The organism is Roseovarius sp. MMSF_3350 (assembly GCF_030733425.1).
GTDB lineage: Bacteria > Pseudomonadota > Alphaproteobacteria > Rhodobacterales > Rhodobacteraceae > Roseovarius.
In genome coordinates this window covers 101,310-126,568 of the sequence record NZ_JASHIZ010000003.1, presented here as the reverse complement: position 1 = coordinate 126,568, position 25,259 = coordinate 101,310, and the positions used below count along the sequence as shown (strand labels likewise).

The 25,259-nt window shown below is 64.5% G+C and carries 24 protein-coding genes; 11 read left to right on the top strand and 13 right to left on the bottom strand.

All coding sequences use genetic code 11. The annotated features are described in order from the left end of the window. Positions 1–122 precede the first annotated feature (122 nt). The 5 genes from RBB31_RS04715 (at position 123) to RBB31_RS04695 (ending at position 5,256) form a co-directional block, all read left to right on the top strand. A complete protein-coding gene (locus RBB31_RS04715) occupies positions 123–515 on the top strand; it encodes a cytidine deaminase (protein ID WP_371931290.1) in 393 nt (130 codons plus the stop codon). 3 nt (positions 516–518) lie between these two features. Beyond that, complete coding sequence (locus RBB31_RS04710; RefSeq protein ID WP_306128105.1) at positions 519–1,826, top strand: thymidine phosphorylase; 1,308 nt, start codon at positions 519–521, stop codon at positions 1,824–1,826. Next, entirely contained in the window at positions 1,823–3,010 is a 1,188-nt protein-coding gene (locus tag RBB31_RS04705) for a phosphopentomutase (RefSeq protein ID WP_306128104.1), read from the top strand. Before RBB31_RS04710 ends, RBB31_RS04705 begins: the two co-directional genes overlap by 4 nt. 73 nt (positions 3,011–3,083) lie before the next feature. Further along, positions 3,084–3,716 carry a uracil phosphoribosyltransferase gene (gene upp / locus RBB31_RS04700; RefSeq protein WP_306128103.1) on the top strand — a complete coding sequence of 211 codons (633 nt, stop codon included), beginning with the start codon at positions 3,084–3,086 and terminating at the stop codon, positions 3,714–3,716. A gap of 82 nt (positions 3,717–3,798) precedes the next feature. Continuing rightward, entirely contained in the window at positions 3,799–5,256 is a 1,458-nt protein-coding gene (locus RBB31_RS04695) for an SPOR domain-containing protein (RefSeq protein ID WP_306128102.1), read from the top strand. Positions 5,257–5,277: 21 nt separating this feature from the next. On the opposite strand, the gene RBB31_RS04690 is transcribed toward RBB31_RS04695, so the two are convergent. Then, positions 5,278–6,303 (bottom strand): hypothetical protein, encoded by a 1,026-nt coding sequence (locus tag RBB31_RS04690; RefSeq protein ID WP_306128101.1) that lies wholly within the window; start codon positions 6,301–6,303, stop codon positions 5,278–5,280. Positions 6,304–6,391: 88 nt separating this feature from the next. Beyond that, positions 6,392–8,014 carry a long-chain-fatty-acid--CoA ligase gene (locus RBB31_RS04685; protein ID WP_306128100.1) on the bottom strand — a complete coding sequence of 541 codons (1,623 nt, stop codon included), beginning with the start codon at positions 8,012–8,014 and terminating at the stop codon, positions 6,392–6,394. Positions 8,015–8,145: 131 nt separating this feature from the next. Here RBB31_RS04685 and RBB31_RS04680 point away from each other — a divergent pair, with 131 nt between their 5' ends. Next, entirely contained in the window at positions 8,146–8,790 is a 645-nt protein-coding gene (locus tag RBB31_RS04680) for a sulfotransferase family 2 domain-containing protein (protein WP_306128099.1), read from the top strand. Between the two features lie 175 nt (positions 8,791–8,965). Further along, a complete protein-coding gene (locus RBB31_RS04675; protein ID WP_306128098.1) occupies positions 8,966–9,628 on the top strand; it encodes a Hint domain-containing protein in 663 nt (220 codons plus the stop codon). A gap of 85 nt (positions 9,629–9,713) precedes the next feature. Here RBB31_RS04675 and RBB31_RS04670 read toward each other — a convergent pair whose 3' ends face one another. The 8 genes from RBB31_RS04670 to RBB31_RS04635 form a co-directional block, all read right to left on the bottom strand. Further along, the gene (locus tag RBB31_RS04670; RefSeq protein ID WP_306128097.1) at positions 9,714–11,909 is read right to left on the bottom strand and encodes a 3-hydroxyacyl-CoA dehydrogenase NAD-binding domain-containing protein; all 2,196 of its coding nucleotides are present in this window, start codon (positions 11,907–11,909) and stop codon (positions 9,714–9,716) included. A gap of 23 nt (positions 11,910–11,932) precedes the next feature. Continuing rightward, positions 11,933–13,144, bottom strand: coding sequence for an acetyl-CoA C-acetyltransferase (locus RBB31_RS04665; protein ID WP_306128096.1), 1,212 nt, complete (start codon positions 13,142–13,144; stop codon positions 11,933–11,935). Positions 13,145–13,205: 61 nt separating this feature from the next. After that, positions 13,206–13,844, bottom strand: coding sequence for a glutathione S-transferase family protein (locus tag RBB31_RS04660; RefSeq protein WP_306128095.1), 639 nt, complete (start codon positions 13,842–13,844; stop codon positions 13,206–13,208). A 145-nt stretch (positions 13,845–13,989) separates the two neighbouring features. Then, the gene (locus RBB31_RS04655) at positions 13,990–15,129 is read right to left on the bottom strand and encodes an acyl-CoA dehydrogenase family protein (RefSeq protein WP_306128094.1); all 1,140 of its coding nucleotides are present in this window, start codon (positions 15,127–15,129) and stop codon (positions 13,990–13,992) included. An 11-nt stretch (positions 15,130–15,140) separates the two neighbouring features. Beyond that, entirely contained in the window at positions 15,141–15,353 is a 213-nt protein-coding gene (locus RBB31_RS04650; RefSeq protein WP_057796430.1) for a hypothetical protein, read from the bottom strand. A 59-nt stretch (positions 15,354–15,412) separates the two neighbouring features. Then, positions 15,413–17,191, bottom strand: a complete 1,779-nt coding sequence (locus tag RBB31_RS04645; protein WP_306128093.1) for an acyl-CoA dehydrogenase C-terminal domain-containing protein — start codon at positions 17,189–17,191, stop codon at positions 15,413–15,415. Positions 17,192–17,231: 40 nt separating this feature from the next. Continuing rightward, positions 17,232–17,633 (bottom strand): MerR family DNA-binding transcriptional regulator, encoded by a 402-nt coding sequence (locus tag RBB31_RS04640; RefSeq protein WP_306128092.1) that lies wholly within the window; start codon positions 17,631–17,633, stop codon positions 17,232–17,234. Positions 17,634–17,822: 189 nt separating this feature from the next. Continuing rightward, positions 17,823–18,191, bottom strand: a complete 369-nt coding sequence (locus RBB31_RS04635) for a MerR family DNA-binding transcriptional regulator (protein WP_306128090.1) — start codon at positions 18,189–18,191, stop codon at positions 17,823–17,825. A 114-nt stretch (positions 18,192–18,305) separates the two neighbouring features. Here RBB31_RS04635 and RBB31_RS04630 point away from each other — a divergent pair, with 114 nt between their 5' ends. The 4 genes from RBB31_RS04630 to RBB31_RS04615 all read left to right on the top strand — a co-directional run bounded on the left by RBB31_RS04630 (position 18,306) and on the right by RBB31_RS04615 (position 21,660). Continuing rightward, on the top strand, positions 18,306–18,728 hold the full coding sequence (locus RBB31_RS04630) for a PaaI family thioesterase (protein ID WP_306128089.1): 423 nt from the start codon (positions 18,306–18,308) through the stop codon (positions 18,726–18,728). Further along, positions 18,725–19,234 (top strand): PaaI family thioesterase, encoded by a 510-nt coding sequence (locus RBB31_RS04625; protein ID WP_306128088.1) that lies wholly within the window; start codon positions 18,725–18,727, stop codon positions 19,232–19,234. The genes RBB31_RS04630 and RBB31_RS04625 overlap by 4 nt, the downstream gene beginning before the upstream one ends. Next, positions 19,227–20,576, top strand: coding sequence for an MATE family efflux transporter (locus tag RBB31_RS04620; protein WP_306128087.1), 1,350 nt, complete (start codon positions 19,227–19,229; stop codon positions 20,574–20,576). Before RBB31_RS04625 ends, RBB31_RS04620 begins: the two co-directional genes overlap by 8 nt. 88 nt (positions 20,577–20,664) lie before the next feature. Continuing rightward, positions 20,665–21,660, top strand: a complete 996-nt coding sequence (locus RBB31_RS04615; RefSeq protein ID WP_306128086.1) for a type I glyceraldehyde-3-phosphate dehydrogenase — start codon at positions 20,665–20,667, stop codon at positions 21,658–21,660. Positions 21,661–21,681: 21 nt separating this feature from the next. On the opposite strand, the gene RBB31_RS04610 is transcribed toward RBB31_RS04615, so the two are convergent. Genes RBB31_RS04610 through RBB31_RS04600 form a run of 3 tightly spaced genes read right to left on the bottom strand, consistent with a single transcriptional unit; the run spans position 21,682 to position 25,157 of the window. Continuing rightward, a complete protein-coding gene (locus tag RBB31_RS04610) occupies positions 21,682–22,347 on the bottom strand; it encodes an SOS response-associated peptidase (protein ID WP_306128085.1) in 666 nt (221 codons plus the stop codon). A gap of 4 nt (positions 22,348–22,351) precedes the next feature. Next, the gene (locus RBB31_RS04605) at positions 22,352–23,539 is read right to left on the bottom strand and encodes a bifunctional 2-polyprenyl-6-hydroxyphenol methylase/3-demethylubiquinol 3-O-methyltransferase UbiG (protein ID WP_306128084.1); all 1,188 of its coding nucleotides are present in this window, start codon (positions 23,537–23,539) and stop codon (positions 22,352–22,354) included. A gap of 58 nt (positions 23,540–23,597) precedes the next feature. Beyond that, positions 23,598–25,157, bottom strand: a complete 1,560-nt coding sequence (locus RBB31_RS04600) for a bifunctional UDP-sugar hydrolase/5'-nucleotidase (protein ID WP_306128083.1) — start codon at positions 25,155–25,157, stop codon at positions 23,598–23,600. Between the last annotated feature and the right edge of the window lie 102 nt (positions 25,158–25,259).

The following is a 25,259-nucleotide window of genomic DNA, read 5'->3' as shown; positions in this document are numbered from 1 at the left end:
CTATATTGTATCCGCCGGATGTTCCAGCCCTGTTGGTGCCGGGCCACAGTTAGCTTGCATATCGGGGCGTGGCGACGCAATCTCAAAAGAGCGAGGATGCGGGCAACAGACCGGGAGGCGTGATGAGTTTGCTGGACGATGCGCGGCGCGTGCGGGACAACGCCTATGCGCCCTATTCGGGCTTCAAGGTCGGGGCCGCTCTGACGACGCGCAACGGTCGGACGTTCGCCGGGTGCAACGTCGAGAACGTTGCCTATCCCGAAGGCACTTGCGCCGAGGCTGGGGCCATTGCCGCGATGGTGGCTGCGGGCGAGACCGAAATTGCAGAGATCCTGGTCATTGCCGACAGCCCCGAACCGGTGTCGCCCTGCGGCGGGTGCCGACAGAAGTTGGCGGAATTCGGCGGCGGGGACACGCCGGTCACGATGGCCACGCTGGGCGGCGCAAGTGAGACCCGGGCCCTGAAGGACCTGCTGCCCGGCGCATTTGCGACCAAACACATGGCGAACGGCTGAGCGTTGGAAGCGCGACAGGTCATAGCGGCGATACGCGATGGCGACGCGGTATCTGACGAGGCCCTCGAAGGTTTCGTGAGCGGTCTTGCCGATGGCGGCGTGAGCGATGCGCAGGCCGGGGCCTTTGCCATGGCGGTCCTGCTGAAATCGCTTGCGCCCGACAGCCGCCGTGCGCTGACACTGGCGATGCGCGACAGCGGGCAGATATTGCAGTGGCGCACCGATCGCCCCGTTCTGGACAAGCATTCGACCGGAGGGATCGGCGATTGCATCAGCCTGGTGCTGGCGCCGGCGCTGGCGGCCTGCGGCGCGGCGGTGCCCATGATCTCGGGTCGCGGGCTGGGCCATACCGGTGGAACGCTGGACAAGCTGGAGGCCATTCCGGGCGTTTCGACCGAGTTGGAGACCGGGCGGTTGCAAAGGATTGTCGAGGAACTCGGCGTCGTGATCGCCGCGGCCAGCGCCGAGATCGCCCCGGCGGACCGGCGGCTTTACGCGGTGCGGGATGTGTCGGGCACGGTGGAAAGCGTGGATCTGATCACGGCTTCGATCCTGTCCAAGAAGCTGGCGGCGGGGCTGACGGGGCTGGTGCTGGACGTCAAGAAGGGCTCGGGCGCGTTCATGAAGAATTTGGACGCGGCGCGGTCGCTGGCCGGATCGCTGGTCGAAACCGCGAACGCGACCGGATGCAGGTGCAGCGCGCTGATCACGGATATGAGCCAGCCCCTTGCGCCCTCGGCAGGCAACGCGGTGGAAGTGGCCGAGGCGATGCGCGTCCTGACCGGAACGGTCGAGGGGCGGCTGGCAAAGCTGACCTGCTATCTGGGCGGCGAGGCGCTGTATCATGGCGGTCTGTGCGACAGTCCGGAAAGCGGCGTGCGCCAGGTGCTGAACGTGTTGAAGAACGGGCAGGCGGCAGAGACCTTTGGTCGGATGCTGCGCACCCTGGGCGGGCCGGTTCAGTTCGTCGATACGTGGCAGCGGTTCCTGCCCGAGGCGACCATCATCCGCGAGGTCCCGGCACAGGCGCCGGGTTTTGTCGCCGCGATTGACGGCGAGGCGCTGGGCCACGCGGTAATCGCGCTCGGCGGTGGTCGCAGGGTTGAAACCGACCGGATCGACCCGGCGGTGGGCCTGTCCGACATTCTGACCCTGGGCGCAGAGGTGATCGCGGGACAGCCTTTGTTGCGCATTCATGCCAGCCGGGCGGCCCATGCCGATATCGCCGAGGCCATCGTGCGCCGCGCGATCGAGATCGGGCCGGTTGCGCCTGCGGAGAGCCCTCTGGTGATCGAGCATGTCGGGCCATGAGTCGCGCCTTTCTGGTGGTGATGGACTCGGTGGGTATCGGCGGGGCGCCGGATGCCGACAGGTTCTTCAACGGGATTGTTCCCGATACCGGCGCCAACACGCTCGGCCATATCGCGCAGGCGCGACCAGGCGGGTTGAGTCTGCCCAACCTTGACCGGCTGGGGCTTGGAGCCGCGGTGGCGCTGGCCTCGGGCGCGGCGGCGCCGGGGCTTGGCGCGGCGCCCGAAGGATGCTGGGGTGCGGCGCAAGGAATTTCGCCGGGAAAGGATACGCCGACCGGGCATTGGGAACTGGCCGGGGTGCCGGTACCGTTTGCGTGGCATGTCTTTCCGCAAGAGGTGCCGGCCTTTCCCGAGGCGCTGGTCGCGGCGGTGCGAAAGGCCGCGGGGGTGGACGGCATCCTCGGCAATTGCCACGCCTCGGGCACCGAGATCCTGAAGGCGCTTGGCGCAGAGCATATGCGCACGGGCTGGCCGGTCTGTTATACCTCGACCGACAGCGTGTTCCAGGTCGCCGCGCACGAGGAACGGTTCGGGCTGGACAGGTTGCTGGACCTTTGCCGCACGATCGCGCCGCTCTTGCACGACATGGGCGTAGGGCGTGTCATCGCGCGCCCGTTCGTCGGCTCGGAACGCGATGGGTTCGAGCGGACCGAACGGCGCAAGGACTTTGCCATGGCGCCGCCGGCGCCGACCTTGTGCGACTGGGCTCAGGCGGGGGGGCGACAAGTGCACGGTCTCGGCAAGATCGGCGACATTTTCTCGATGCAAGGGATCGACGACCTGACGACCGGCAGCGATGCGGCTTTGATGCAAGAGCTGGAGGAGGCCGTGGTCGTGGCGGCCGAGGGCAGCCTGACATTCGCCAATTTCGTCGAGTTCGACAGCAAGTACGGGCACCGGCGCGACGTGAAAGGCTATGCGGAGGCGCTGGAGCGGTTCGACCTCGGGATCGGCCAATGCCTGTCGCTCCTGCGACCGGGCGACCTGATGTTGATCACCGCCGATCACGGCAACGACCCCACCTGGCCGGGCACCGACCACACGCGCGAGCGCGTGCCGGTGCTGGTGGCCGGGGTCGGGGCGCATGAGGCCGGGATCGTGGATTTCGTCGATGTGGCCGCGAGCGTGGCCGCGCATCTTGGATTGGCGGAGCGCGGGCCGGGGCGGTCTTTTCTTCCCTGACCTCTGCGTTGCCCTTCGCGGTTTTTTCTGGAAAGAACAGTTCAGCCTACCTGCCTTGCCGAACGGAGCCGAGATGAAAGAGCACCTGACCGTCGTGACCCACCCCTTGGTGCAGCACAAGCTGACCCTGATGCGCGACAAGCACACGCCAACCGCCGTGTTCCGGCAGCTTCTGCGGGAGATCAGCCAGTTGCTGGCCTACGAGGTCACACGTGAGCTGAAGATGACCACGCAGACCATCGAAACGCCGTTGCAGGAGATGGACGCGCCCGTGCTGGCGGGGCGCAAGCTGGCGCTGATCTCGATACTGCGGGCGGGCAACGGGTTGCTTGACGGCATGTTGGAGCTGATCCCGTCAGCCCGCGTTGGGTTCGTCGGGCTGTACCGCGACGAGGAGACTCTGAAGCCGGTGAAATACTATTTCAAGGTGCCCGAGCAGTTAAGCAAACGGTTGACCATCGTGGTCGACCCGATGCTGGCCACGGGTAATTCCTCGGCGGCAGCGGTCGAGATGGTGAAAGAGGCGGGTGCTACGGATATCCGGTTTCTCTGCCTGCTGGCCGCGCCCGAGGGCGTGGCCCGGATGAAGGAGGCGCATCCGGATGTGCCCATCGTGACGGCGGCACTGGACGAGCGGCTGAACGACATCGGATATATCCTCCCGGGGCTAGGTGATGCGGGCGATCGGATGTTCGGCACCAAATAGGCTAATTGCTGTTTACTCAGAGAGGATATTAAGGCACTCTTTCCCCATCTGTCTTGGGGGCAAAATGAGAGCGACGCGTGTTTTGGCGATAGCTGCAATCGCCGCGACTTTAGCGCACGGCGAGGCTGTCGCGCAGAGTGATTCGGGCGCGAGGGTTCCGGCGGAGTTTCCACCGGCGAGCTACACCGGCCGGCAATATGTCGACAGCCGGGGATGCGTGTTCATCCGCGCGGGCATCGACGGCAATGTGACCTGGGTGCCCCGCGTGACGCGGGGCCGCAAGGTGATCTGCGGGTTCAAGCCGTCTTTGGATGCCGGTACCGCGACCGCATCGGCGCGGCCCGCCCCGGCGCAACCGGCTGCACGGCAGCCCGAGGTTATCACCGTTCCGCAACAGCCTGCCGCCGCACCGAAGCCGGTCCCGACGACCAGGCGCGTGGCCACTGCGCCGAAGAAAGTCGTGCGCCCTGCACCTGCGTCGAAGCCGGCTGCGCCCAGCACGGCCGCAACCGCCCCCAAGATCATCACGGTCTCGCCCAAGACGGCGACCGCGCCGAAACCTGCGCCGAAGCCGACCCCGAAGGCTGAACGCGTGGTGCAGAGCCAGCCCGCCTGCCAAGGCGCCAGCGCACTGTCGCAACGTTACATGCAAGCCAAGCAGGGCCTCGCGGTGCGCTGTGGGCCGCAAACCGCACCGCACGCCAACGTCATTTCCGGCGGGTCCGGCACGGGCACAGCGATCCGGGTCGTGACGGCGGCCCCGGCGCCGCAAACGCGGCCCGCGCCCATGCCCGCGCCAGTGTATGTGGTGCAGCCCGGCCAAGTCGTGACCCCGCGGGAGGTGCCGTCGCCGCCCGTGCGCGTGGCGCCGCGGCACGTCTATGAACGGCAAGTCAGCAGCACGCGCGGCGTCTACGTGCCCGAGGGCTATCAGCCGGTCTGGGAGGATGACCGCCTGAACCCGCGGCGCGCCCACCAGACATTCGCCGGCAAGGCGATGATGGAGGTCGCCTGGACCAAAACCGTGCCGCGCCGCCTTATCGACCGCCGCACCGGGCGCGAGGTGACGCACAACTATCCGGGTCTGCAATACCCCTACACCAGCTTTGAACAGCAACGGGCAGCGGGTGTGATCATCGCCACGCGAGGCCGGATGGTGCCCGATCCGATCACTGTCGTGCGCCGCGGCGATGGGCAGGTGCGTTCCGTCAAGCGGACTCGTAACTTCGCCGAGACCGCTCCTCGCAGCGAAGCCGTGAAGCCCACGGTTTCCACACGGTCCTCGGCACCCAGATCGGCGGCCAAGGCGGCCAGCCATCGCTATGTGCAGGTCGGCATCTTCAGCGAACCGAACCTGGCGCGAAGTGCTGCACAGCGGCTCGCCAATGCGGGGCTTCCGGCCCGGATGGGCAAGACCACCCACAAGGGCGAGCGCTATTCTTCGGTGGTCGTGGGTCCTTTTGAGACGCAGGCACAGCTTCAGGCAGGCATGCGGGCCGTACGTCGCGCGGGATATCCCAACGCCTACTTGCGAAAATGATCAGTGCGTTCTGTGGTGGCCTCAGCTGCCGCAGATGCCTTGCAGCCTGATCCAGTCGGCATCGCTGAGGATCGGCGGCGGTGCTTCGCTGGCGAAGGGATCTGCCTCGATCAGGCCGAGCGTGGACTCGCCGGTGACGTCCAGAGCATAGGCATAAGGCGTCGACCGCACCGACCAGCTCTCAAATCCGTTCAGCAGCGTTTCGACGGGCAGCGGCTCCGGCTTGCGTGTCAGAAGGTGCCGGGCATAGTCCGACAGGACATCCTCGGGCAGATCGCCGGTGGTCAGCAGGCGGAGGCTGTCCCACGTTCCGGCATGTTGCAGCAGGGCATCGATGGGATCATGGACACTTGCGCGCATACGTTGCTCGACGATGAAACCGGCCAGCACGTCGGGCTCTTCGAAATCCTCGACGAGGGCGCGGTCCAACAGGATGGTCTTGCCGGGCAGGGCGACCGCGCCTTTCACGCCGTCGCGCATCACGTCGAGAGTGCCTGGGTCGTCTCCGGCCGGAAGCCGGTTGCCCAATTCCGAAAGGGCGCGGCGGCCCTCCGGGCCGTCACAGGCCGGGCCGGTGACCCGTTCGATATGGCGGCGCAGGGCTTGGCCGATCTCGTCGCGGGTGACCTGCGGCAGGACCTTGGTGGCGTGGTCGCGCAACGCGCCGGGCAACCAAAGGGTCGATAGAGCCGCGACGGCCGCGAGGCTGCCCAAGAACATCACCAGCCTAAGCCGGCCCGGACGCGGGCGGGCCCGGTCCACGGCGGTGCGAAGTTTTTCGATGGCGTCGATAACCTCGGACGCGTCGTCGTCCAGTTCCAGGACCTCGCTCGCGTCGCCGTCGGGATGATAGAGCGCGGGTCGTTTGCCGGGATTGGCCCGCGCGATGGCGGCGAGCGACCAGTGGGTGAGGGGCCGTTCACGCCTGTCAAGAATGGTCAGCGTGGCATCACCGAGAGAGACGTAGACATCAACGCGCTGCGCGTCCGGGGACGCCCGCCACAGGCCAGAGGCCTCCAGCCGTTCGTATTCGCTCAACGCCGTCATGTCGCGTGGGCCTGCTCTGCCTCGTTAGCGCGTTCGGGCAAGCATATCACGCCGACCCGCGCGCGGGCAATTGCCGATGACGCCGCGCCTATTTAAACGCCTTGCGAAGCTCGAACTTCTGGATCTTGCCGGTGGAAGTCTTGGGCAGTTCCTCGAACACCACTTTCTTGGGGCATTTGAAGCCGGCCAGCCGCTCGCGACAGAAGGCAATCAGGTCGTCCTCGGTGACCGTGGCGCTGTCCTTGACCTCGACGAAGGCGCAGGGCACTTCGCCCCATTTCTCGTCCGGCATGGCCACCACGGCGCACAGCAGCACGGCGGGATGCATCATCAATGCGCCTTCGACCTCGACCGAGCTGATGTTCTCGCCGCCCGAGATGATGATGTCTTTGGCCCGGTCGGCGATCTTGAGGTAGCCGTCCTCGTGCTGGTAGGCGATATCGCCGGAGTGGAAATAGCCGCCGCGGAAGGCCTCTTCGGTAGCCTTCGGGTTCTTGAGATAACCTTTCATCACCGCGTTGCCCTTGATCATCACCTCGCCCTGGGTTTCGCCGTCCATGGGAACCTGTTCCATCGTCTCGGGGTCCAACGCGGTGATATCTTCCATGAAGGGCATGAGGATACCGGTGCGGGCCTTGATGGCGTAGCGTTCGTCCTCGGGCAGGTCGTTCCAGCGGTCGTGCCACAGGCATTCGGTGACATGGCCATAAGTTTCCGTCAGGCCGTAGACCTGCGTCACGTCAAAGCCCAGCGGCTCGATTGCGCGCAGGGTGGCGGCGGGGGGCGGCGCGCCGGCGGTAAAGACATTGACCGCGTGGTCGAATTCGCGGCGCTCTTCGTCCTTGGCGTTGACGATCATGTTGAGCACGATGGGGGCCGCACCGAAATGGGTGACGCCCTCGTCGGCGATGGCGTTGTAGATATTGGCTGCCGTGATGTCGCGGCAGCACACCACGGTGCCGCCGACCATCGGCATCATCCAGGTGTGGTTCCAGTTGTTGCAGTGAAACAGTGGCACGATGGTCAGATAGCGCGCGTGGCGCGGCATCGGCCAGGTGACCGCGACGCCCGTGGTCAGCAGGTAGGCGCCGCGATGGCTGTAGACCACGCCCTTGGGGCGCCCGGTGGTGCCGGAGGTGTAATTGAGCGCAAGGCTTTCCCATTCGTCCTCGGGCATGATCCACTTGAAGGCCGGATCGCCCGTGGCGAGGAAATCCTCGTATAGCATGTAGTCGCCGTAAGCCTTTACACCGGCCTGGTCATCCGGGACCTCGATCAGGGTGGGGGCCGGGCCCTCCATCATCTCGATCGCTGCGGCACAGGCGGGCAGGAACTGCGGGTCGATCAGAACGACCTTGGCCTCGCCGTGGTCGAGGATATAGGCGATGGTGTCAGGTTCCAGGCGGGTATTGATCGTGTTCAACACGGCACCGGAGGCCGGCACGCCGAAATGCGCCTCGGCATGTGCGGGGATGTTGGGCAGGAGCGTGGCCACAACGTCACCGGGGACGATGCCAAGCTTCTGGAGGGCGGAGGCAAGACGCGTCGCGCGCTCGTAATACTCGGCATAGGTCTTGCGAAAAGTGCCGTAGACGACCGCATCGTGGTCGGGGAACACGTGCGCGGCGCGACGCAGGTGCGACAGCGGCGTCAACGGAACGTAGTTGGCGGGGTTCCGGCCAAGCCCGGTCTCGTCTTTCATCCAACCCATGCCAGACTTCCTTTCGTGAAAGCGTATGTTCTGATCGGCAGGAGGTATCGCGTATTTCCCGGCCGAACGCAAAGCTGTTTCGCACTTGCGGCAATCTTTCCAAGGCATCCTCTATGGCCTAGCGTCCTTCCATGATCATCTCGCCGGGCCGCAACTATATCTTCGTGCATATCCCGAAGACGGGGGGCACCTCCCTGGCGCTGGCCCTGGAGGGGCGGGCGATGCGGGACGACATCCTGATCGGCGACACGCCGAAAGCGAAGAAGAGGCGGCGTCGGATCAAGGATGCGCAAACCGCTGGACGTTTGTGGAAGCATTCGACGCTGGCGGATATCGACGGGCTGGTGTCGCCTGACTTCGTGGCGCAGGCCCTGTGCTTCACCTTGGTGCGCAACCCTTGGGACAGAATGGTCAGCTATTACCACTGGTTGCAGGTTCAGACCTTCGACCATCCCGCCGTAGCCCGCGCCAGAGCCGCCGATTTCACTGGGTTTCTGAACGCCGCGGAGATCCAGGCGTCGATCCGTGCCGCGGATTACGCCAGCTACATGCGCGCGGCAAAGGGCGAGCCGCAGGCGCAGCTTTATATCCGGCTGGAGCATTTCGAGTCGGACGCCGCACCGTTGTGGGCACATCTGGGATTCCGGCTGGACCTGCCGCACGAGAACCGGTCGGACCGCGCGCAGGATTACCGCGGCTACTACAATGAGGCTGACGCGGAACTGGTGTCGCGTCTGTGTGCAGTCGATATCGAAAGGTTCGGCTACAAATTTTAAGCCACTTTCGTTTCAAGGTTTAGCCTTGTTGTCAGGAGCCGTCCCGAATGGTCACGCGCAGGAAACAATGCCCTAATCGTGCCACTTTTTCGACCAAGGAGCGTCCCGAGAATCACGCCACATGGGATCGGTCTGCTGATGCCGTCTGCCAACGGCCCATGAGGGGAAAAGATTGATGTTCGGATGGAAATCCACGCCTGGGACGCGCGAAAGTTTCGAAAACGCAGATGCGACGGCAGTCAAATCAGGTCTGATTTCCGGCACGAAAGTGGCGACCGGCATGGGTTGGCGCCCCGTCGAGGCGATTGCAGAGGGCGACAGGGTTCTGACCTTCGATGGGGGGCTTCAGACAGTCACAAAGGTCAGCCGTATCCGTCTGTGGAGCGGACAGGACCATTGTCCGCGTCAATTCTGGCCGCTTGAGGTGCCCGCCGGTGCGCTTGGCAACCGCGAGGTGATGCGCGTGCTGCCGGGGCAGAACATCATGGTGGAGAGCGACGCGGCTGAGGATCTCTACGGCGATCCCTTCACCCTGATCCCCGCCGAGGCGATCGAGGGGCTTTACGGTGTCGCCCGCACGCCGCCCGATGACGATGTGGAGGTTTTGGTCCTGCATTTCGCCGCCGACCAGGTGGTGTTCGGTGAGGACGGCGCGCTGTTCTTCTGCCCGGGCTTCGCGGACATGATCGACGCGGCCTTCACCGAAGAACCCCGCCCATTCTATTCTGTCCTGTCGATGGACGAGGCGCGGTTCCTGGCCGTGCAGATCGAGGACGAGATTGCCGCGGTTTGCGGCAACTCCCCGCAGGATATCTGGGCGGCGGCTGTTCCGGCCTAACGGCGGCCAGCTTGTCTTAGCTTAAAGAAATAACCCGCGCGGTTGCCTTGCCGCGCGGGTTTTGCCTTTGCTCGAAGGGGTGCGGTTACGCGGCTTCTGCCTCTGTGCCAAACCGTTTGTAGAAGGACTGGTTCTTCCCGGCCATCTCGCGCAGCAATTCGGGCGTGGCGAAGCGCTCGCCGAACTTGGCCGTCAGCTCGTCACAGCGTTCGGCCGCGTAGGGCGTGCCGATGATGTCGAGCCACGAGAACGGACCGCCCGACCACGGCGCGAAGCCCCAGGCGAGGATCGCGCCGACGTCGCCTTCGCGAATGTCTTCCAGCACGCCTTCCTCCAGCGCGCGGACGGCTTCCAGCACCTGTGCGAACATCAGGCGATGCTGCACTTCGATCAGGTCGGGCTGATCTTCGGCATGAGGGTACTTCTCCTCCAGCCCGGACCAGTAGCCCTGCCGCTTGCCCTTGTCGTCGTAATCAAAGAAGCCTGCGTTGGACTTGCGGCCCAGACGGCCCTCACCTTCCATCCAGAAGATCACCTCGTCGACGGCACCGTCGGGATAATCGTCACCCATCGCGGCCTTGGTGGCGCGGGCGATCTTGGCACCGAGGTCGATCGAGGTCTCGTCGACCAGTTGCAGCGGCCCCACGGGGAAGCCCAACTGACGGGCAGCGTTGTCGATCAGCGCTGGCGTCACGCCCTCGGCCACCATGCGGATGCCCTCGTTGATGTAAGGGATGATGCAGCGGTTGCAGTAGAAGAACCGCGCGTCATTGACCACTATGGGTGTCTTGCGGATCTGGCGAACGTAATCCAGAGCCTTGGCGACGGCGCGCGGGCCGGTTTCCGCGCCCTTGATGATCTCGACCAGCATCATCTTTTCGACGGGCGAGAAGAAGTGGATGCCGATGAACTGTTCGGGGTTGTCCGACGCCTTGGCCAGTTCGGTAATTGGCAGAGTCGAGGTGTTGGTGGCGAAGATGCACTCGTCGCCCACGACCTTGAGCACCTCTTTCGTCACCTCGGCCTTGACGCCGGGGTCCTCGAACACGGCCTCGATGATCAGGTCGGCCCCTTTCAGCGCGTTGTAATCGGTGGTCGCGGTAATGAGGTCCAGCGTCGCCGCCTTCTTTTCCTCGGTGGCCTTGCCGCGCTTGATGCCCTTGTCCATGTAATCGGCGGTATAGGCCTTGCCCTTGTCGGCGGCTTCTTGTTTCTGGTCGATCAGCACGACCTCCATCCCCGCCATGGCCGAGACGAGCGCGATGCCCGCGCCCATCATGCCCGCACCCATGACGCCCACCTTCTTGACCTTCTGGTCGGGCACGTCGGGGCGGTTGGCGCCTTTTTCCAGCGCCTCCTTGTTGATGAAAAGGCTGCGGATCATGGCCGCCGAGGAGGGGTTCATCAGGACGTTGGTGAACCAGCGCGCCTCGATCTTGAGCGCGGTGTCGAAGGGCACGAGCGCGCCTTCATAGACAGCGGAGAGCAGCGCCTTGGCCGCCGGGAAGGCGCCCTGGGTCTTGCCGTTCACCATGGCCGAGGCGCCCACGAAGGTCATGAAGCCTGCCGGATGGTATGGCGCACCGCCGGGCATCTTGTAGCCCTTCTCGTCCCACGGCTTGACGAAGCTGGGCTCGGAAAGGACCCATTCCTTGGCTTTTGCAATCAACTCGTCGGCGGGCACGACCTCGTCCACCACGCCGGCGGACTTGGCTTTATTGGGATCGTTCAGCTTGCCTTCGAGCAGCAGGGGCGAGGCCCCCATTGCGCCCAGCTTGCGGACAAGGCGGGTGGTGCCGCCCGCGCCGGGGAAGATGCCGACCATGATCTCGGGCAGGCCGATCTTGGCCTTGGGGTTGTCGGCGGCAAAGATGCGGTGGCAGGCCAGCGGGATTTCCAGCCCGATGCCAAGCGCCGTGCCGGGCAGGGCGGCGGCGATGGGCTTGCCGCCCTTGTTCTTGTCATCCATGCCGCCGCGCTCGATCTTACGCAGGATCGAGTGCATGTTCATCAGCCCGTCCATCAGGCCCTGCGCCGGGTTGTCGCCGGCCATTTCCTTCATCTTGGCGATGACGTTCAGGTCCATGCCCCCGGCGAACGTGCCCTCCTTGCCCGACGTGATGACGATGCCCTTGACCGCATCGTCCGCCAGCGCGTCGTCCACCAGGCTTTCCAGCAGGGGCCAGCCTTCCATGTTCATCACGTTCATGGACTTGCCTTGGGTGTCCCAGGTGATGATTGCGACGCCGTCGGCGCCTTTTTCCATCGTGAAATCAGTCATGTCTCTAATCCTCGTATCCCGGGTTACACGCGTTCGATGATCGTGGCCGCGCCCATGCCGGACGCAATGCAGAGCGTGGCGAGCCCGACTTCCTTGTCCGAGCGTTCCAGCTCGTCCAAAAGCGTGCCGATGATGATCGCGCCGGTTGCGCCCAGCGGGTGGCCCATGGCAATCGAGCCGCCATTGACGTTGACCAGCTCGGGATCGACGTCGAAGGCCTGCATGAAGCGCAGCACGACCGAGGCGAAGGCCTCGTTCACCTCGAAAAGGTCGATGTCGCCGATGTTCATGCCAGAATCCGCCAGGATCTTCTGCGTCGCCGGCACCGGGCCGGTCAGCATGATCGTTGGATCGGTGCCGATCTTGCAGGTCTGGCGGATGCGGGCGCGGGGTTTCAGGCCCCATTTCTCACCGAATTCCTTGGAGCCGATCAGCACACCGGCCGACCCGTCCACGATGCCAGAGCTGTTGCCGGCATGGTGGATGTGGTTGATTTTCTCAAGGTGCGGGTACTTCAGCTTTGCCACGGCGTCGAAGCCCGGCATCACCTCGCCCATCTGCTGGAAGCTGGCATTGAGCCCACCCAGCGCCTGCATGTCGGTGCCGGGGCGCATGTATTCGTCGTGGTCGAGGATCGTGAGGCCGTTCTGGTCCTTCACCTCGATGATGGATTTCTCGAAACGCTTGTCCTTCCACGCCGCCGCCGCGCGGTTCTGGCTCTCAACCGCCAGCGCATCGGCCTGGTCGCGGTTGAAGCCGTATTCGGTGGCGATGATGTCCGCCGAGATGCCCTGAGGGACGAAGTAGCTGTCCATGGCAACGCTGGGGTCAACGGCAATCGCCGCGCCGTCGCTGCCCATGGCCACGCGGCCCATCATCTCGACGCCGCCGGCGATATAGGCCTCGCCCGCGCCGCCCTTGACCTGGTTCGCGGCCAAGTTCACGGCTTCCATGCCGGAGGCGCAGAAGCGGTTGATGGCAAGGCCGGGGATGGATTCGTCGAGGTCCGAGGCCAGCACGGCGGTCCGTGCCAGGCAGCCGCCCTGTTCCATCACTTGAGTGACGTTGCCCCAGATCACGTCCTCGACGGCGTGACCGTCGAGGCCGTTGCGGTCTTTCAGCGCGTTCAGCACATGGGTGCTGAGGCGCACGGCGGTGACTTCGTGCAGAGCGCCGTCCTTGCGGCCCTTGCCGCGCGGCGTGCGGACCGCGTCATAGATATAGGCTTCGGTCATGTGCGGACTCCTTTGGTTGTCCTGTCGTGTCTGTTTGTTTCTCATGCGCGCCGAGGTCGGCTCAGGCGCGATCCGCCGGAGAGCCCGGCATCAGGTCATAGGGGTGTTTCCAGCCGGGCAGGGCCTCGATACCCGAAAGCCACCTGTCGATATTCGGCCACTCGGCGCGGTCAAAGCCGAAGGGTTCGGGATAGAAAAGGTAAGCGCAGCAGGAGATGTCCGCGTTGGTCACCCCGTCGCCCACGATCCAGTCGCGCCCCTCAAGCCGGTCGTTCAGAGTAGTATAGGCGGCTTTCAGGCGCCCCTGGGTGAAGGTGATGACCTCCGCCGGGCGCTTGTCCTCGGGCAGGAAGTTCATCAGGAACCGCGTCATCCCGGCCTGGCTGCTAAGCTTGTGATTGTCCCACAGCACCCAGCGCAGAACCTCGTATTTTTCCGACTGATCCTGACCGCCGAACTTGCCCGTCTTGTCGGTGACGTATTGCTGTATCACGCCCGACTGGGTCAGGCGCAGATCGCCGTCGATCATGACCGGCGCTTCGCCCATCTCGTTGACGTCTTTTCGGTACGCGTCGCCCCGGGTTTCTCCGCCGAAGAAATCGACCTTCACCGGCTCCCAGTCGAGGCCGGAAAGCTCCAGCGCCAGCGCCGCCTTGTAGGCGTTGCCGCTTTCTCCGAAACAGTACAGCTTGATCGTCATGTTCTCACTCCCGGTGTGGTGTTCGTGGCAGGCGCCGCAATCGAGTATTTGAAGAACGATGAAAGGCGGAATGCGCTTTCACTTTTCCCCAAATACTCTCGCCGAAGGCGTCCAGCGCGCTGTGTCATGCGGTCGGGCCAGAAAATCATAGCGACCTCGAAATCAGTTCTTTCATGATCTCGTTGGTGCCGCCGTAAATGCGCTGCACCCGCGCGTCGGCCCACATCTCAGCGATGTCGTACTCGGTCATGTAGCCGTAGCCGCCATGCAGTTGCACGCAGGCGTCCAGCACCTCGAACTGCGTATCGGTCAGCCAGTATTTCGCCATCGCGGCCTTCTCGACGCTCAGCTTGCCGTGCAGGTGTTCCTCGATACATTCGTCGAGGAACGCGCGACAGACCTTGGTCTTGGTCAGGCACTCGGTCAGGGTAAAGCGGATCGTCTGGAACTTGTCGAAGATGGGCGCGCCGAACGCCTCGCGCTCCTTGGTGTAGGCAATGGTGCGGGCGACGCCGCCTTCCAGAGCGCCTTGGGCGCCGCAGGCGATTATCAGGCGTTCCTGGGGCAGTTGCTCCATCATCTGGTAGAAGCCACGGCCCTCTTCGCCGCCGAGGATGTTCTCAGGGGGAATCTCGACATTGTCGAAGAAGAGCTCGGACGTGTCGCCGGCCTTCAGCCCGTTCTTGTCGAGGTTGCGGCCGCGGCTGAACCCCTCGGCACCCTCGGTTTCGACCACGACGAGCGAGATGCCCTTCGCCCCCTGTGTGGAATCGGTCTTGGCGGCGACGATGATCAGGTCGGCGTGCTGGCCGTTCGTGATGAACGTTTTTTGCCCCGTCAGGCGATAGGAATTGCCCTCGCGCAGGGCCTTGGTCTTCATGCCTTGCAGGTCCGAGCCGGCGCCGGGTTCGGTCATGGCCAGCGCGCCGACCATGTCGCCCGAAACCATCTTGGGCAGCCAGCGCTTCTTTTGTTCCTCGCTACCATAGGCCAAGAGGTAATGCGCCACGATCCCGGAGTGGATCGGGTTGCCCCAGCTTGCGAGATTGGCGCGGGATTGCTCGATGCAGATCACCGCCTCGTGGCCGAAATCACCGCCCGCGCCGCCGTATTCCTCGGGGATCGAGGGGCAGAGCAGGCCCAGCGCGCCGGCCTGCTGCCAGATCTCGCGGTCCATTATGCCGGCCTTGCGCCAGCGCTCGAAATGCGGGCCCCATTCCTCGGTGATGAACTTGGCCGTCATCTCGGTGAGCATTTCGTGCTCTTCGGTCATCCATGCGGACATGAGGGGCCTCCCTAGCGTTTGCGGGCGTCGAGTTCGGAATTGAAGATGCGCAGACGGTGACCGAACGTGTCCTCGTCGATCACGCTGTCGAAATTCTCGAAGAGGAAGGACAGCGCCTCGCCTTCGTCGAGTCCCGCTTCCTGCGCGAATTTTCGCAGGCGGCGATAGCCGTCCTCGGTCATCGCGGCGTTGAAGCGGCGGGTCAGGCGAAAGCGTTTCGGCATGATGTCCTCCCAGTCATCGTGGCGGGCGCAGGGTGGGTTTGAAACCCACCCTACAGGGTTCAGAATGCCTCGGCTTCAAGCTCCATTACCGGCTCGGCGCCGGACTCGATGCGCGCCAGGTGCATGCCCGTAGCGGGCAGGCGGCGTTTCATGTAGAAGCGGCCCGTGGCGATCTTGGTCTTGTAGAAGGCCGTGTCGCCTTCGCCCGCTTCGATCGCCGCGTGCGCGGCCTTGGCCATCTGCGCCCACATCAGGCCCAGGCAGACATGCCCGAAAAGGTGCATGAAGTCATACGATCCCGACAGCGCGGCATTGGGGTTCTTCATGCCGTTCTGCATGAAGAACATGCCGGCCTGTTGCAGGTGCTTGGAGCTTTCCTTGAGCGGGTCGAGGAAATCGGACTTCAGCGCCGGATGGCCCTCGTTTTCCTTGATGAACGCCTTGACCATGTCGAAGAAGGCCATGACGTGCTTGCCGCCGTCCTGCGCCAGCTTGCGGCCCACCAGATCGAGCGCCTGGACGCCGTTGGCGCCTTCGTAGATCATGGCGATCCGGGCGTCGCGGGCGAACTGGGACATGCCCCATTCCTCGATATAGCCGTGGCCGCCATAGACCTGCTGGGCGAGGATCGTCATGTCAAAGCCCTCGTCGGTCAAAAAGCCCTTGATGATCGGGGTCAGCAGGCTGACCATCCCTTCGGCGGCGGCGTCATTGCCGCGATGTGACTGGTCGATCATCTGGCTGCCCCACAGAAGGAACGCGCGGGCGCCTTCGACAAAGCTTTTCTGGTCCAAGAGCGCGCGGCGGATATCCGGATGCACGATCAGCGGGTCAGCCGGGCCATCGGGGTTCTTGACGCCGGTCACGTCGCGGCCTTGCAGACGGTCCTTGGCGTATGCCAGCGCGTTCTGGTAGGCGACATCGGCCTGGGCCAGGCCCTGCATGCCGACGCCGATTCGGGCCTCGTTCATCATGGTGAACATGGCGCGCATGCCCTTGTGCTCTTCACCCAGCAGGTAGCCCGTCGCCTCGTCATAGTTCATGACGCAGGTCGAGTTGCCGTGGATGCCCATCTTCTCCTCGATCTTGCCGCAGGCGACGCCGTTGCGTTCGCCCAGCGAGCCGTCGTCCTTGACGATGAACTTCGGCACGATGAAGAGGCTGACGCCCTTGATACCCTCGGGGCCGCCGGGGATCTTGGCCAGCACCAAGTGGATGATGTTGTCGGCCATGTCGTGCTCGCCCGACGAGATGAAGATCTTCTGGCCGGTGATCTTGTAGCTGCCGTCACCCTGCGGTTCCGCCTTGGTGCGCATGAGCCCAAGGTCGGTGCCGCAATGCGGCTCGGTCAGGTTCATCGTGCCGGTCCAGTCGCAGGACGCCATCTTGGGCAGGTAGGTCGCTTTCTGATCCTCGGACCCATGGGCCAGGATTGCCGAGGCCGCGCCGTGTGTGAGGCCCTGGTACATGGTGAAGGCCTGGTTCGCGGCCGAGAACATCTCGCCCACCGCGGTGCCCAGGATATAGGGCATGTTCTGCCCGCCGAATTCCTCGGGCAGGTCGAGCGCCGTCCAGCCACCCTCGCGCACCTGGTCGAAGGCCGCCTTGAAGCCGGTGGGCGTGCGGACGACGCCGTTTTCCAGCTTGCAGCCCTCGGTGTCGCCCACGACGTTGAGCGGGGCCAGAACCTCGGACGCGATCTTGCCGGCCTCTTCCAGCACGGCGCCGGTGAAATCACGATCCAGTTCGGCATAGCCGGGGGTGTCGGTGGTGCTGACCTTCAGGACATCGTGCAGAATGAACTGCATGTCCTTGGTGGGCGGGGTGTAGCTCGGCATGTGGTGGTCTCCCTAAAACATCACAGTGTCGGGCCGGGGATCATTCCGCGGCTTTCGGTGTCTGGCGGAGCGAGGAGATCATCCTCTCGCCCCATTTCATCTGGTCGCGCAGCTCGTCGATGGCGGCGGTCAGTTCGTCGCGCTGGCGTTCAAGCTCTTCCAGCCGGTCCTTGGCGATCTCGTAAGTCGTCTCCAGCTGCGTCAGCTGCTGGTCGCCACGGTCGTAAAGGTTCAGAAGCTGGCGGATTTCCTCGAGGCTGAAACCGAAGCGCTTGCCGCGCAGGATCAGCTTGAGCCGGGCGCGGTCGCTCTTGGTGAACAGTCGCTTCTGACCTTCCCGGCGGGGGAAGAGCAGCTCTTTCGCCTCGTAGAAACGCAGGGTCCGCGGCGTCACGTTGAACGCGTCGCACATCTCGCGAATTGTCATCGTTTCGTCGGTCATGTCGCTTTCCATAAATCTGATCAACTGGCCGGAACATGTGAGGCGATGCGTACCGGTACAACACGTTGCCCGGTTTACGTAACCGCTACGTAACGTCACTTTGCGCTTTACGTAAGATCAGGCAAGGTCAACCGGCGAGCGGCGCAATTTATGTGCGGAATTAATCTGAAATTGCCGGCGCGGGAGGCTCTAGCCAAGCGACTTTTCGGTCGAATCGCGGGCCTCTTTCAGCTCGGCGATGGACTGCTCCAGCTGTTCCTTCTGGCTGCGCAATTCCTCGAGTTGGCGGTCGGCAAGGTCGATCCAGGTGCGCAACTGGGCGTCGGTCCCTTTTTCCTCGTAGATCTCGAGCCACTGGCGGATATCCTCGAGGGCAAAGCCCCAGCGACGACCGCGCAAGATCAGGGTCATGCGGGCCACTTCGCGGGGACCGTAATAGCGGGAACGCCCCTCGCGGTCGGGGCTGAGCAATTCGATGTATTCGTAGTACCGAAGCGTGCGCGGGGTCACGTCGAACCTGGCGCACATCTCCTTGAATGACAGGCGTTGCTCTGACATTACGGGTCCTCCTCACGTCTACTTAAGAGACATAGGTCGGATCGCGCAACAGGCACCCTTGCGGCGCATCTGGATTAGAGACCATAAAGAGGCGACCAAGCCGCAGGACGTTTCATGACCAACAACAACAAGATCGCCGCGCAATTCATGGGCGCGATACCGCACGCCAAGGCGATGGGGATGGAGATCACCCATGTGGGCGACGGCGTGGCCGAGATGAAGATGGACTATGCCGAGCACCTCGTCGGCGACCCGGAATCCGGCGTGATCCACGGCGGGGCGGTGTCGGCGCTGATGGATACGTGCTGTGGCGCCGCGGTGATGAGCCACCCGGACTCGCCCGGGGCCACCGCGACGATCGACCTGCGCATCGACTACATGCGGCCGGCCAAGCCCGGCCAGGCGATCCGGGCGCGGGCCGAGTGCTACCATATCACCCGTTCGGTCGCCTTCGTTCGGGCGCAGACGCTGGACGACGATGCCGACCGGCCCGTGGCACAGGCCACCGGCACCTTTACCGTGGCGGACAAGACATGAGCCGCGCGCGTCCCGAACCCGTTCAGGTGATCAAGCAACGCCGCGACGCGGCCCTGCGCGCGCTGGTCGAAGGTGTGCCCTATATCCGGTTCATGGGGATCGAGTTCGACCGGCGCGGCGACGAGTTGACCGGGCTAATGCCCTTCGACGAAAAGCTGATCGGCAATCCGCTCTTGCCGGCGCTGCATGGTGGGGCGACGGCGGCCTTCCTCGAGGTGACGTCGATCATCACACTGAGTTGGGCAATGCTGTGGGACGAGATGGAGTCCGGCGAACTGGCGGTCGAGGCGTTCGAGGCCGGTGACGTGCCCCGCCTGCCCAAGACAATTGATTTCACCGTGGATTACCTGCGCTCGGGCCTGCCGCGAGACGCCTATGCCCGCGCCGTGGTCACCCGCTCGGGGCGGCGCTATGCCTCGGTCCGCGCCGAGGCGTGGCAGGACAACCGCGCGCGCCCCTTCGCGCAGGCCACGGGGCACTTTCTGATGCCGCGCCGCGATGGCTGAGACCCCGGCGGAGGTCACGCACAGACGCGTCCTGAACATCGCCATACCGATCGTGCTATCGAACGCAACCGTGCCGATCCTCGGCGCGGTCGACACCGGCGTGGTCGGACAAATGGGCGAGGCGGTCCCGATCGGGGCGGTCGGTATCGGGGCGATCATCCTTACCGGGGTCTACTGGATATTCGGCTTTCTGCGCATGGGTACGACCGGCCTGACCAGTCAGGCCCACGGGGCCGGGCGTTCCGCCGAGGTGGCCGCCATGTTGACCCGGTCGGTGATGATCGGGCTGGCGGGCGGCATCGGTGTCATCGCTTTGCAATTGCCGCTCTTCTCCGGCGCATTCCTCGTGTCTCCGGCCAGTGCGGAGGTGGAGGCGCTGGCACTGGAGTACATGGCGATCCGTGTCTGGAGCGCACCGGCACTCATCGCGCTATACGGAGTGACCGGCTGGCTGATCGCGCTGGAGCGGACCCGCGCGGTGCTGGTGCTGCAGGTGGTGATGAACGGCGTGAACATCCTGTTGGACCTGTGGTTCGTGCTGGGGTTGGACCTTGGCGTGGCCGGTGTGGCATGGGCCACCTTCATTGCCGAGTGGTCGGGCCTCATCCTTGGCCTGTGGCTGTGCCGCGACGTCTGGGGCATGCCCGCGTGGCGCGATTGGGGCCGGGTGTTCGACAGGGTGCAACTCGCGCGCATGATGGCGGTCAATCGCGATATTCTACTACGTTCGCTGATGCTTCAGGCGATATTTATCTCGTTCCTGCTGCTCGGCGGCGGTTTCGGGGATGTCACTCTCGCGGCCAACCAGGTGCTATTGCAGTTCCTGAACATTTCAGCCCACGCGCTCGACGGTTTCGCCTTTGCCGCCGAGGCGCTTGTCGGGCAGGCCTTCGGACAGGGCAGCGTCGCGCGGCTGCGCCGGGGGGCGCTCCTGACGAGCATCTGGGCGATGGCCATCGTGGTGCTGATGGCGCTTGCCTTTGCGCTGTGGGGCGGGGCGATCATCGACCTGATGGCCAAGGCGCCGGAGGTGCAGGCCGAGGCGCGCGCTTTTCTGGTCTATGTCTGTATCGCGCCGGTGGTCGGCGTCGCGCCGTTCATGCTGGATGGCATCTTCATCGGTGCGACGCGGGCCGGGGACATGCGCAACATGATGGCGCTTAGCCTGATCCTCTATGTCCTGGCAGCAATGGTCCTTGTGCCGTGGCTGGGCAACCACGGGCTGTGGCTGGCGTTATTGATCAGCTTCGTTGCGCGGGGCGCGACGCTGTGGTTTCGGTATCCGGCGCTGGAAGCCTCCGTTGCCCGGACCGGGCACACCGGGGGTGCCGCCGCGCGCTAGGAATTTGATCAAATAATATTTCACGGCTGGAAAGCCCTTAATGTCGCGGCGATTGTTCGATCCGAAACCAAACACAGGAGTCACCGACATGTCTAATCCGCCGATCCGTGTTGCCATCAACGGTTTCGGTCGTATCGGCCGGACGCTGCTGCGGATCCTGCTGCGTGATGCCCGGGATTTCGAGCTGGTTGCGATCAACGATATCGAGCCGTTGAGCACCTGTGCCTACCTCTTTCAGTACGACAGTGTTTTCGGACCGTGGCCGGAGGAGGTTGGCTTTGCAGAGTCGACGCTGATCGTGGGCGGGCGGCACATTCCTTTCCATGCCGAGGCGGACCTGCGCCGTCTGGATCTGAAAGGCGTGGACATCGTGCTGGAATGCACCGGCATGGGTGGCAAGCGCGCCGTGGCCGAGCGCGGCCTCGAGGCCGGAGCGCGGAAGGTTCTGATCTCCGGCCCCTCGCCGGAGGCGGACGTGACGCTAGTCATGGGCGCGAACGAAGGCGAGCTGGGCGAGCACCGGATCGTCTCGAACGCCTCCTGCACGACCAACGCTCTGGCCCCGCTGGCGCGCCTTCTGGACGAGGCGCTCGGGCTGGTCAGTGGCCAGATGACGACGGTGCACTGCTATACTGGCAGCCAGCCCACGGTGGACAAGCCCCGCGCCGCGCCCGAGCGCAGCCGCGCCGCGGCCCTCTCGATGGTGCCGACGACGACCAGCGCGCAGGATCAGACCGGGCTTGTCCTGCCGCATCTGAAAGGCCGGATCGAGGCCCGGGCAATCCGCGTGCCCACGGCCAGCGTGTCGTGCATCGACCTGACGGTGCAGACGCGCGAGAGGGTGGACGCGGCGGCGGTGAATACGGTGCTGCAGGGCGCGGTGCGGCCCGGCGGCGTGTTCGGCTGGACCGAGCAACCGCTGGTCAGCTCGGACCTGCGGGGGCGGCCGGAATCGCTCGTCCTCGTCGGCCCCGAGACCAGCGTGTCGACCGGCGGGTTGCTGCGGGTCTTCGGCTGGTATGACAACGAGTGGGGCTTTTCCTGCCGAATGCTCGATATGGCGCGGCTGATGGCGGGCCGGTAAATAGATTATTCGTACGAATAATCAGTCGTCGAGCGGGTCGATCAGGTCAGGACCGGAGGCGCGGTTGGAATTGACCTTCGGGTCAACGCGGTAGAAGTTCAGCGCGTCGTCCGGTGCCGCGGTCATCAGCGTGGCCGCACCGTGGCCTGCCTCGCCCAGCCAGAGCGGCCAATCCTTTTCGGCCAGGATCACCGGCATCCGGTGATGGATCTGCTGCATCGGTTCGTTCGCCCCGGTGGTGACGATCGCGCAGGTGACCATAGGTTCATCGCCCTTGTCCCACGACTGGTAGACGCCCGCGAACGCCAGTGCGTCGCCCCGGGCCGGGTGGATGAACCAGGGCAGGCGGTTGCCGTCCTCGTCCTTGGTCCATTCGTAAAATCCGCTGGCCGGGATCAGGCAGCGCCGCTCGCGCGCCGCCGCCCGGAATGCGGGCTTTTCCGCGATGGTCTCGGCCCGGGCGTTGATCAGTAACGGGCCGTCAGCGGGATTCTTGTACCAGTGCGGGATGAAACCCCAGCGCATCGACCCAAGCTGCCGGTCGGTGCCATCGGAGGTCACCACATGCACATCATTGGTCGGACAGACGTTGTAATTGGGAACCGCTGGCAAATCGTTAACGGGCCGCGCGGCAAAGAGCCGGGCCATGGCGTCCTGCGGCAGGGTGACGGCGAAACGTCCGCACATCGGCCTATCTCAGCACGTTCGAGTAGACCAGCATTCCCCAGGGCAGGAGCGCCTTTTCCACCTGGCTCCAATGCCCGCCGAAGGTGATCGGGTCCATTCCGGCATGCCCTGCGATCTCCTGCAGGCTGCGGCGGCCATCGATGGCGGCCAGCAGGGGGGCGGTCTGTCGAGGCAGGCTGAGCGCGTCCCTGATGCCGTCCGTGTCGAGTGCAGGCGTCTGCCCCTGGGCCACGGCGCGGGCCAGCTGCGCGGCATGCAGCCCCTTGATGTGCGGCACGAGCGTGCGCGTCTTGCCAGAGGCCACGGGTCGCGGCGTGTCGGTGGCATAGCCCGTGTGGGTGCGGATCGTGCCGTTGAGTTTCTCGGCCACGGCCATAGCCGCGACCGGGTCCATCCCCGCAGGCACCGGCGCCAAACGAGCGAGGTCATAGAGGATCGGAACGGTGAAGCCCGCAAAGGACCAGCCGGTGCGGTCGAGCGTGTCGGTCAGCGATTGCACGTCATAGGCGCGGTCGGTGCTGTGCAGCAGCAGGTCGTAAAACCCCGCGTCGCCGCTCTTGTGATCGTTGAGATTGGTGTTGGACTTGAAGGGGTGGCCCGCCGGCAAGCGCTCGACGACCTGGCGCGCGGCCTTCAGCCGGTCCTTCGGGGACATGTCTTCGTAAAGGGCGGTGAAGGCTTCCTGCAAGGGATAGACACCGGAGCGGCCATAGGGGGCGTAGACCATGAAGCCTATGCCACCGCCGGGGGCGAGGGCCTGGCGCAGCGCGGTGAAGCCGGCGTCCGGGTCGGGCAGATGATGCAGTACGCCGCAGCAGTCGATGTAGTCGAAGGGACCATGGTCCGGCGCGTCCAGCAGGCTGCCTGTGACGAAGGTGATGTTCTTCAGCCCGCGCGTCCTTGCCCGTGCCTCCGCCACCTTCCGTGAAGCGGCGGAGAGATCGATATAGGTCGCCTGATACGGCTTGCCATATTGCGTCAGAAGCGCCGTCAGCTGGATGAGGCCGTCGCCCGTGCCACCACCGGCCACGAAGATACGCAGCGGCTGCGACCAGTCCCGCTGACCGCCGAAGACGTAATGGTCGATCTCCTGCGGCAGCGACGGCGAGCCCAGGATAAGCCGCTTTTTCTCGTCCCTCGGATCCCGCTCGGGATAGGGATAGGCCTCGTACTGGTCGCGCACCTTGTTCATGGCGCCTTTATGCCGCGTGGCATCGGTATTGCATAGCCCGTGCGGACCGTGGCGGGGGCTATTGCCCCGCCTGCCGGATTCGCCCGTCCGTCATGGGCGAGACGGGCGAGTTCTGTGCCAGGTACTCGGCCAGGACATCGGCCACGTCGGGCCCGAAATCATAGGCATCGGCGGCGTCGCGCAGCATGGAATACCCGTCGCCGCCGTTGCGCAGATAGTCGTTGGACACGGCAAGATAATCGCGTTCGAGATCAAGGGGTTCGCCGCCCACGGTCACTTCCGTGACGCGCGATCCGGGCTCGGCGGACGGGTCGAAGACGAAGCTCATGCCGGCGACCTGCGGGAAGCGGCCCGCGCCTTCTCCGACCTGGCTGACGCCGTTTTCCAGAGCCTCCTTCAGCGTGGCTCCGTCGATGCGGAAGGTCGAAAGCGTATTCTGGAAGGGCAGCACTGTCAGCACCTCGCCCATCGTGACGGCGCCGGCATCTATCGAGGCGCGTACGCCGCCGCCATTCATCAGGGCGATCTGCACGCCCTGGTCGGCCACGCGGGCCAGCATCGCCTCGGCCACGGCATTGCCCATGGCGCATTCCCCGGCGCGGCAGGCGTCGCGGTCGCCGTTGATGGCATCGGTTGCTTCGGCCACGACCTTGTTGCGGATCTCATCCAGCGGCTTGGCGGCTTCCTGAATGCGCGAGACAACCTCGGCATCCTCGGACACGGCGGCGTCCATGATCAACGGGTTGCCGGTGGCTGACGTGACCTCGCCTGCGTCGTTGAACACCACGTCGAGACGACCCAGGAACTTGCCATAGGCATAGGCCTGCACGATGGCCGTATTGCCCACCATCGTGGGGTATGGGCCGGCGGCGTCGGGGTCGTCATTGGCAAGATAGGTATTGGAATGGCCGCCCACGATCACGTCGACGCCCGTCGTGGCCTCGGCCACGCGCTGGTCCACCCCGTACCCTGAATGCGACAGCACGATGATCTTGTTGATGCCCTGTTCGGTCAGCCTGTCGACCTCGTGCTGGACGGCATCGACGGGATCGGTGAAGATGACGTTCGGGCCGGGGCTGGCCAGCTCGTCGGTGTCCTGGGGGGTAAGGCCGATGAGGCCGATCTTTTCGCCGCCGCGTTCGATAACGGTGGACTTTTGAACTACGTCCTTCAGCAGCGCCTCGCGGCTGATATCGGCGTTGGACATCAGCACGGGAAACTCGACCGCGTCCATGAAGCCGCGCAGCACCTCGGGGCCGTCATCGAACTCGTGGTTGCCCACGGTCATGGCGTCGTATCCCAGGCGGTTCATCATTTCGGCGGCCAGCTTGCCCTTGTAATAATTGTAGAACAGCGTGCCCTGAAACTGATCCCCGCCGTCGAACAGCACCGGGTTGGGAGCGTCGGCGCGGGCCTGTTCGATCGCGGTGGCCAGACGCGCGGAGCCGCCGAAGCATTCGCCGGCGTCGTTGTCCTCGGGGGCGCAGGTGGAGTTGTATTTGCTGATCGGCTCGAACCGGGCGTGAAAATCGTTGGTGTGCAATATGTTGAGCGTATAGTCGGCCTGAGCGGCGGTGGCGGACAGGATGCCGGAGAGGGCAAGGGAAATGAATCGCATGAGCGTGTCTCCTGAGGGAATGCAGGCAGAGTGCGGCATGGTTGGCGATGCGTCAAAGGCAATCTGCTTGACCGGGCGCATGTGGCGGGGCATCACCAAGAC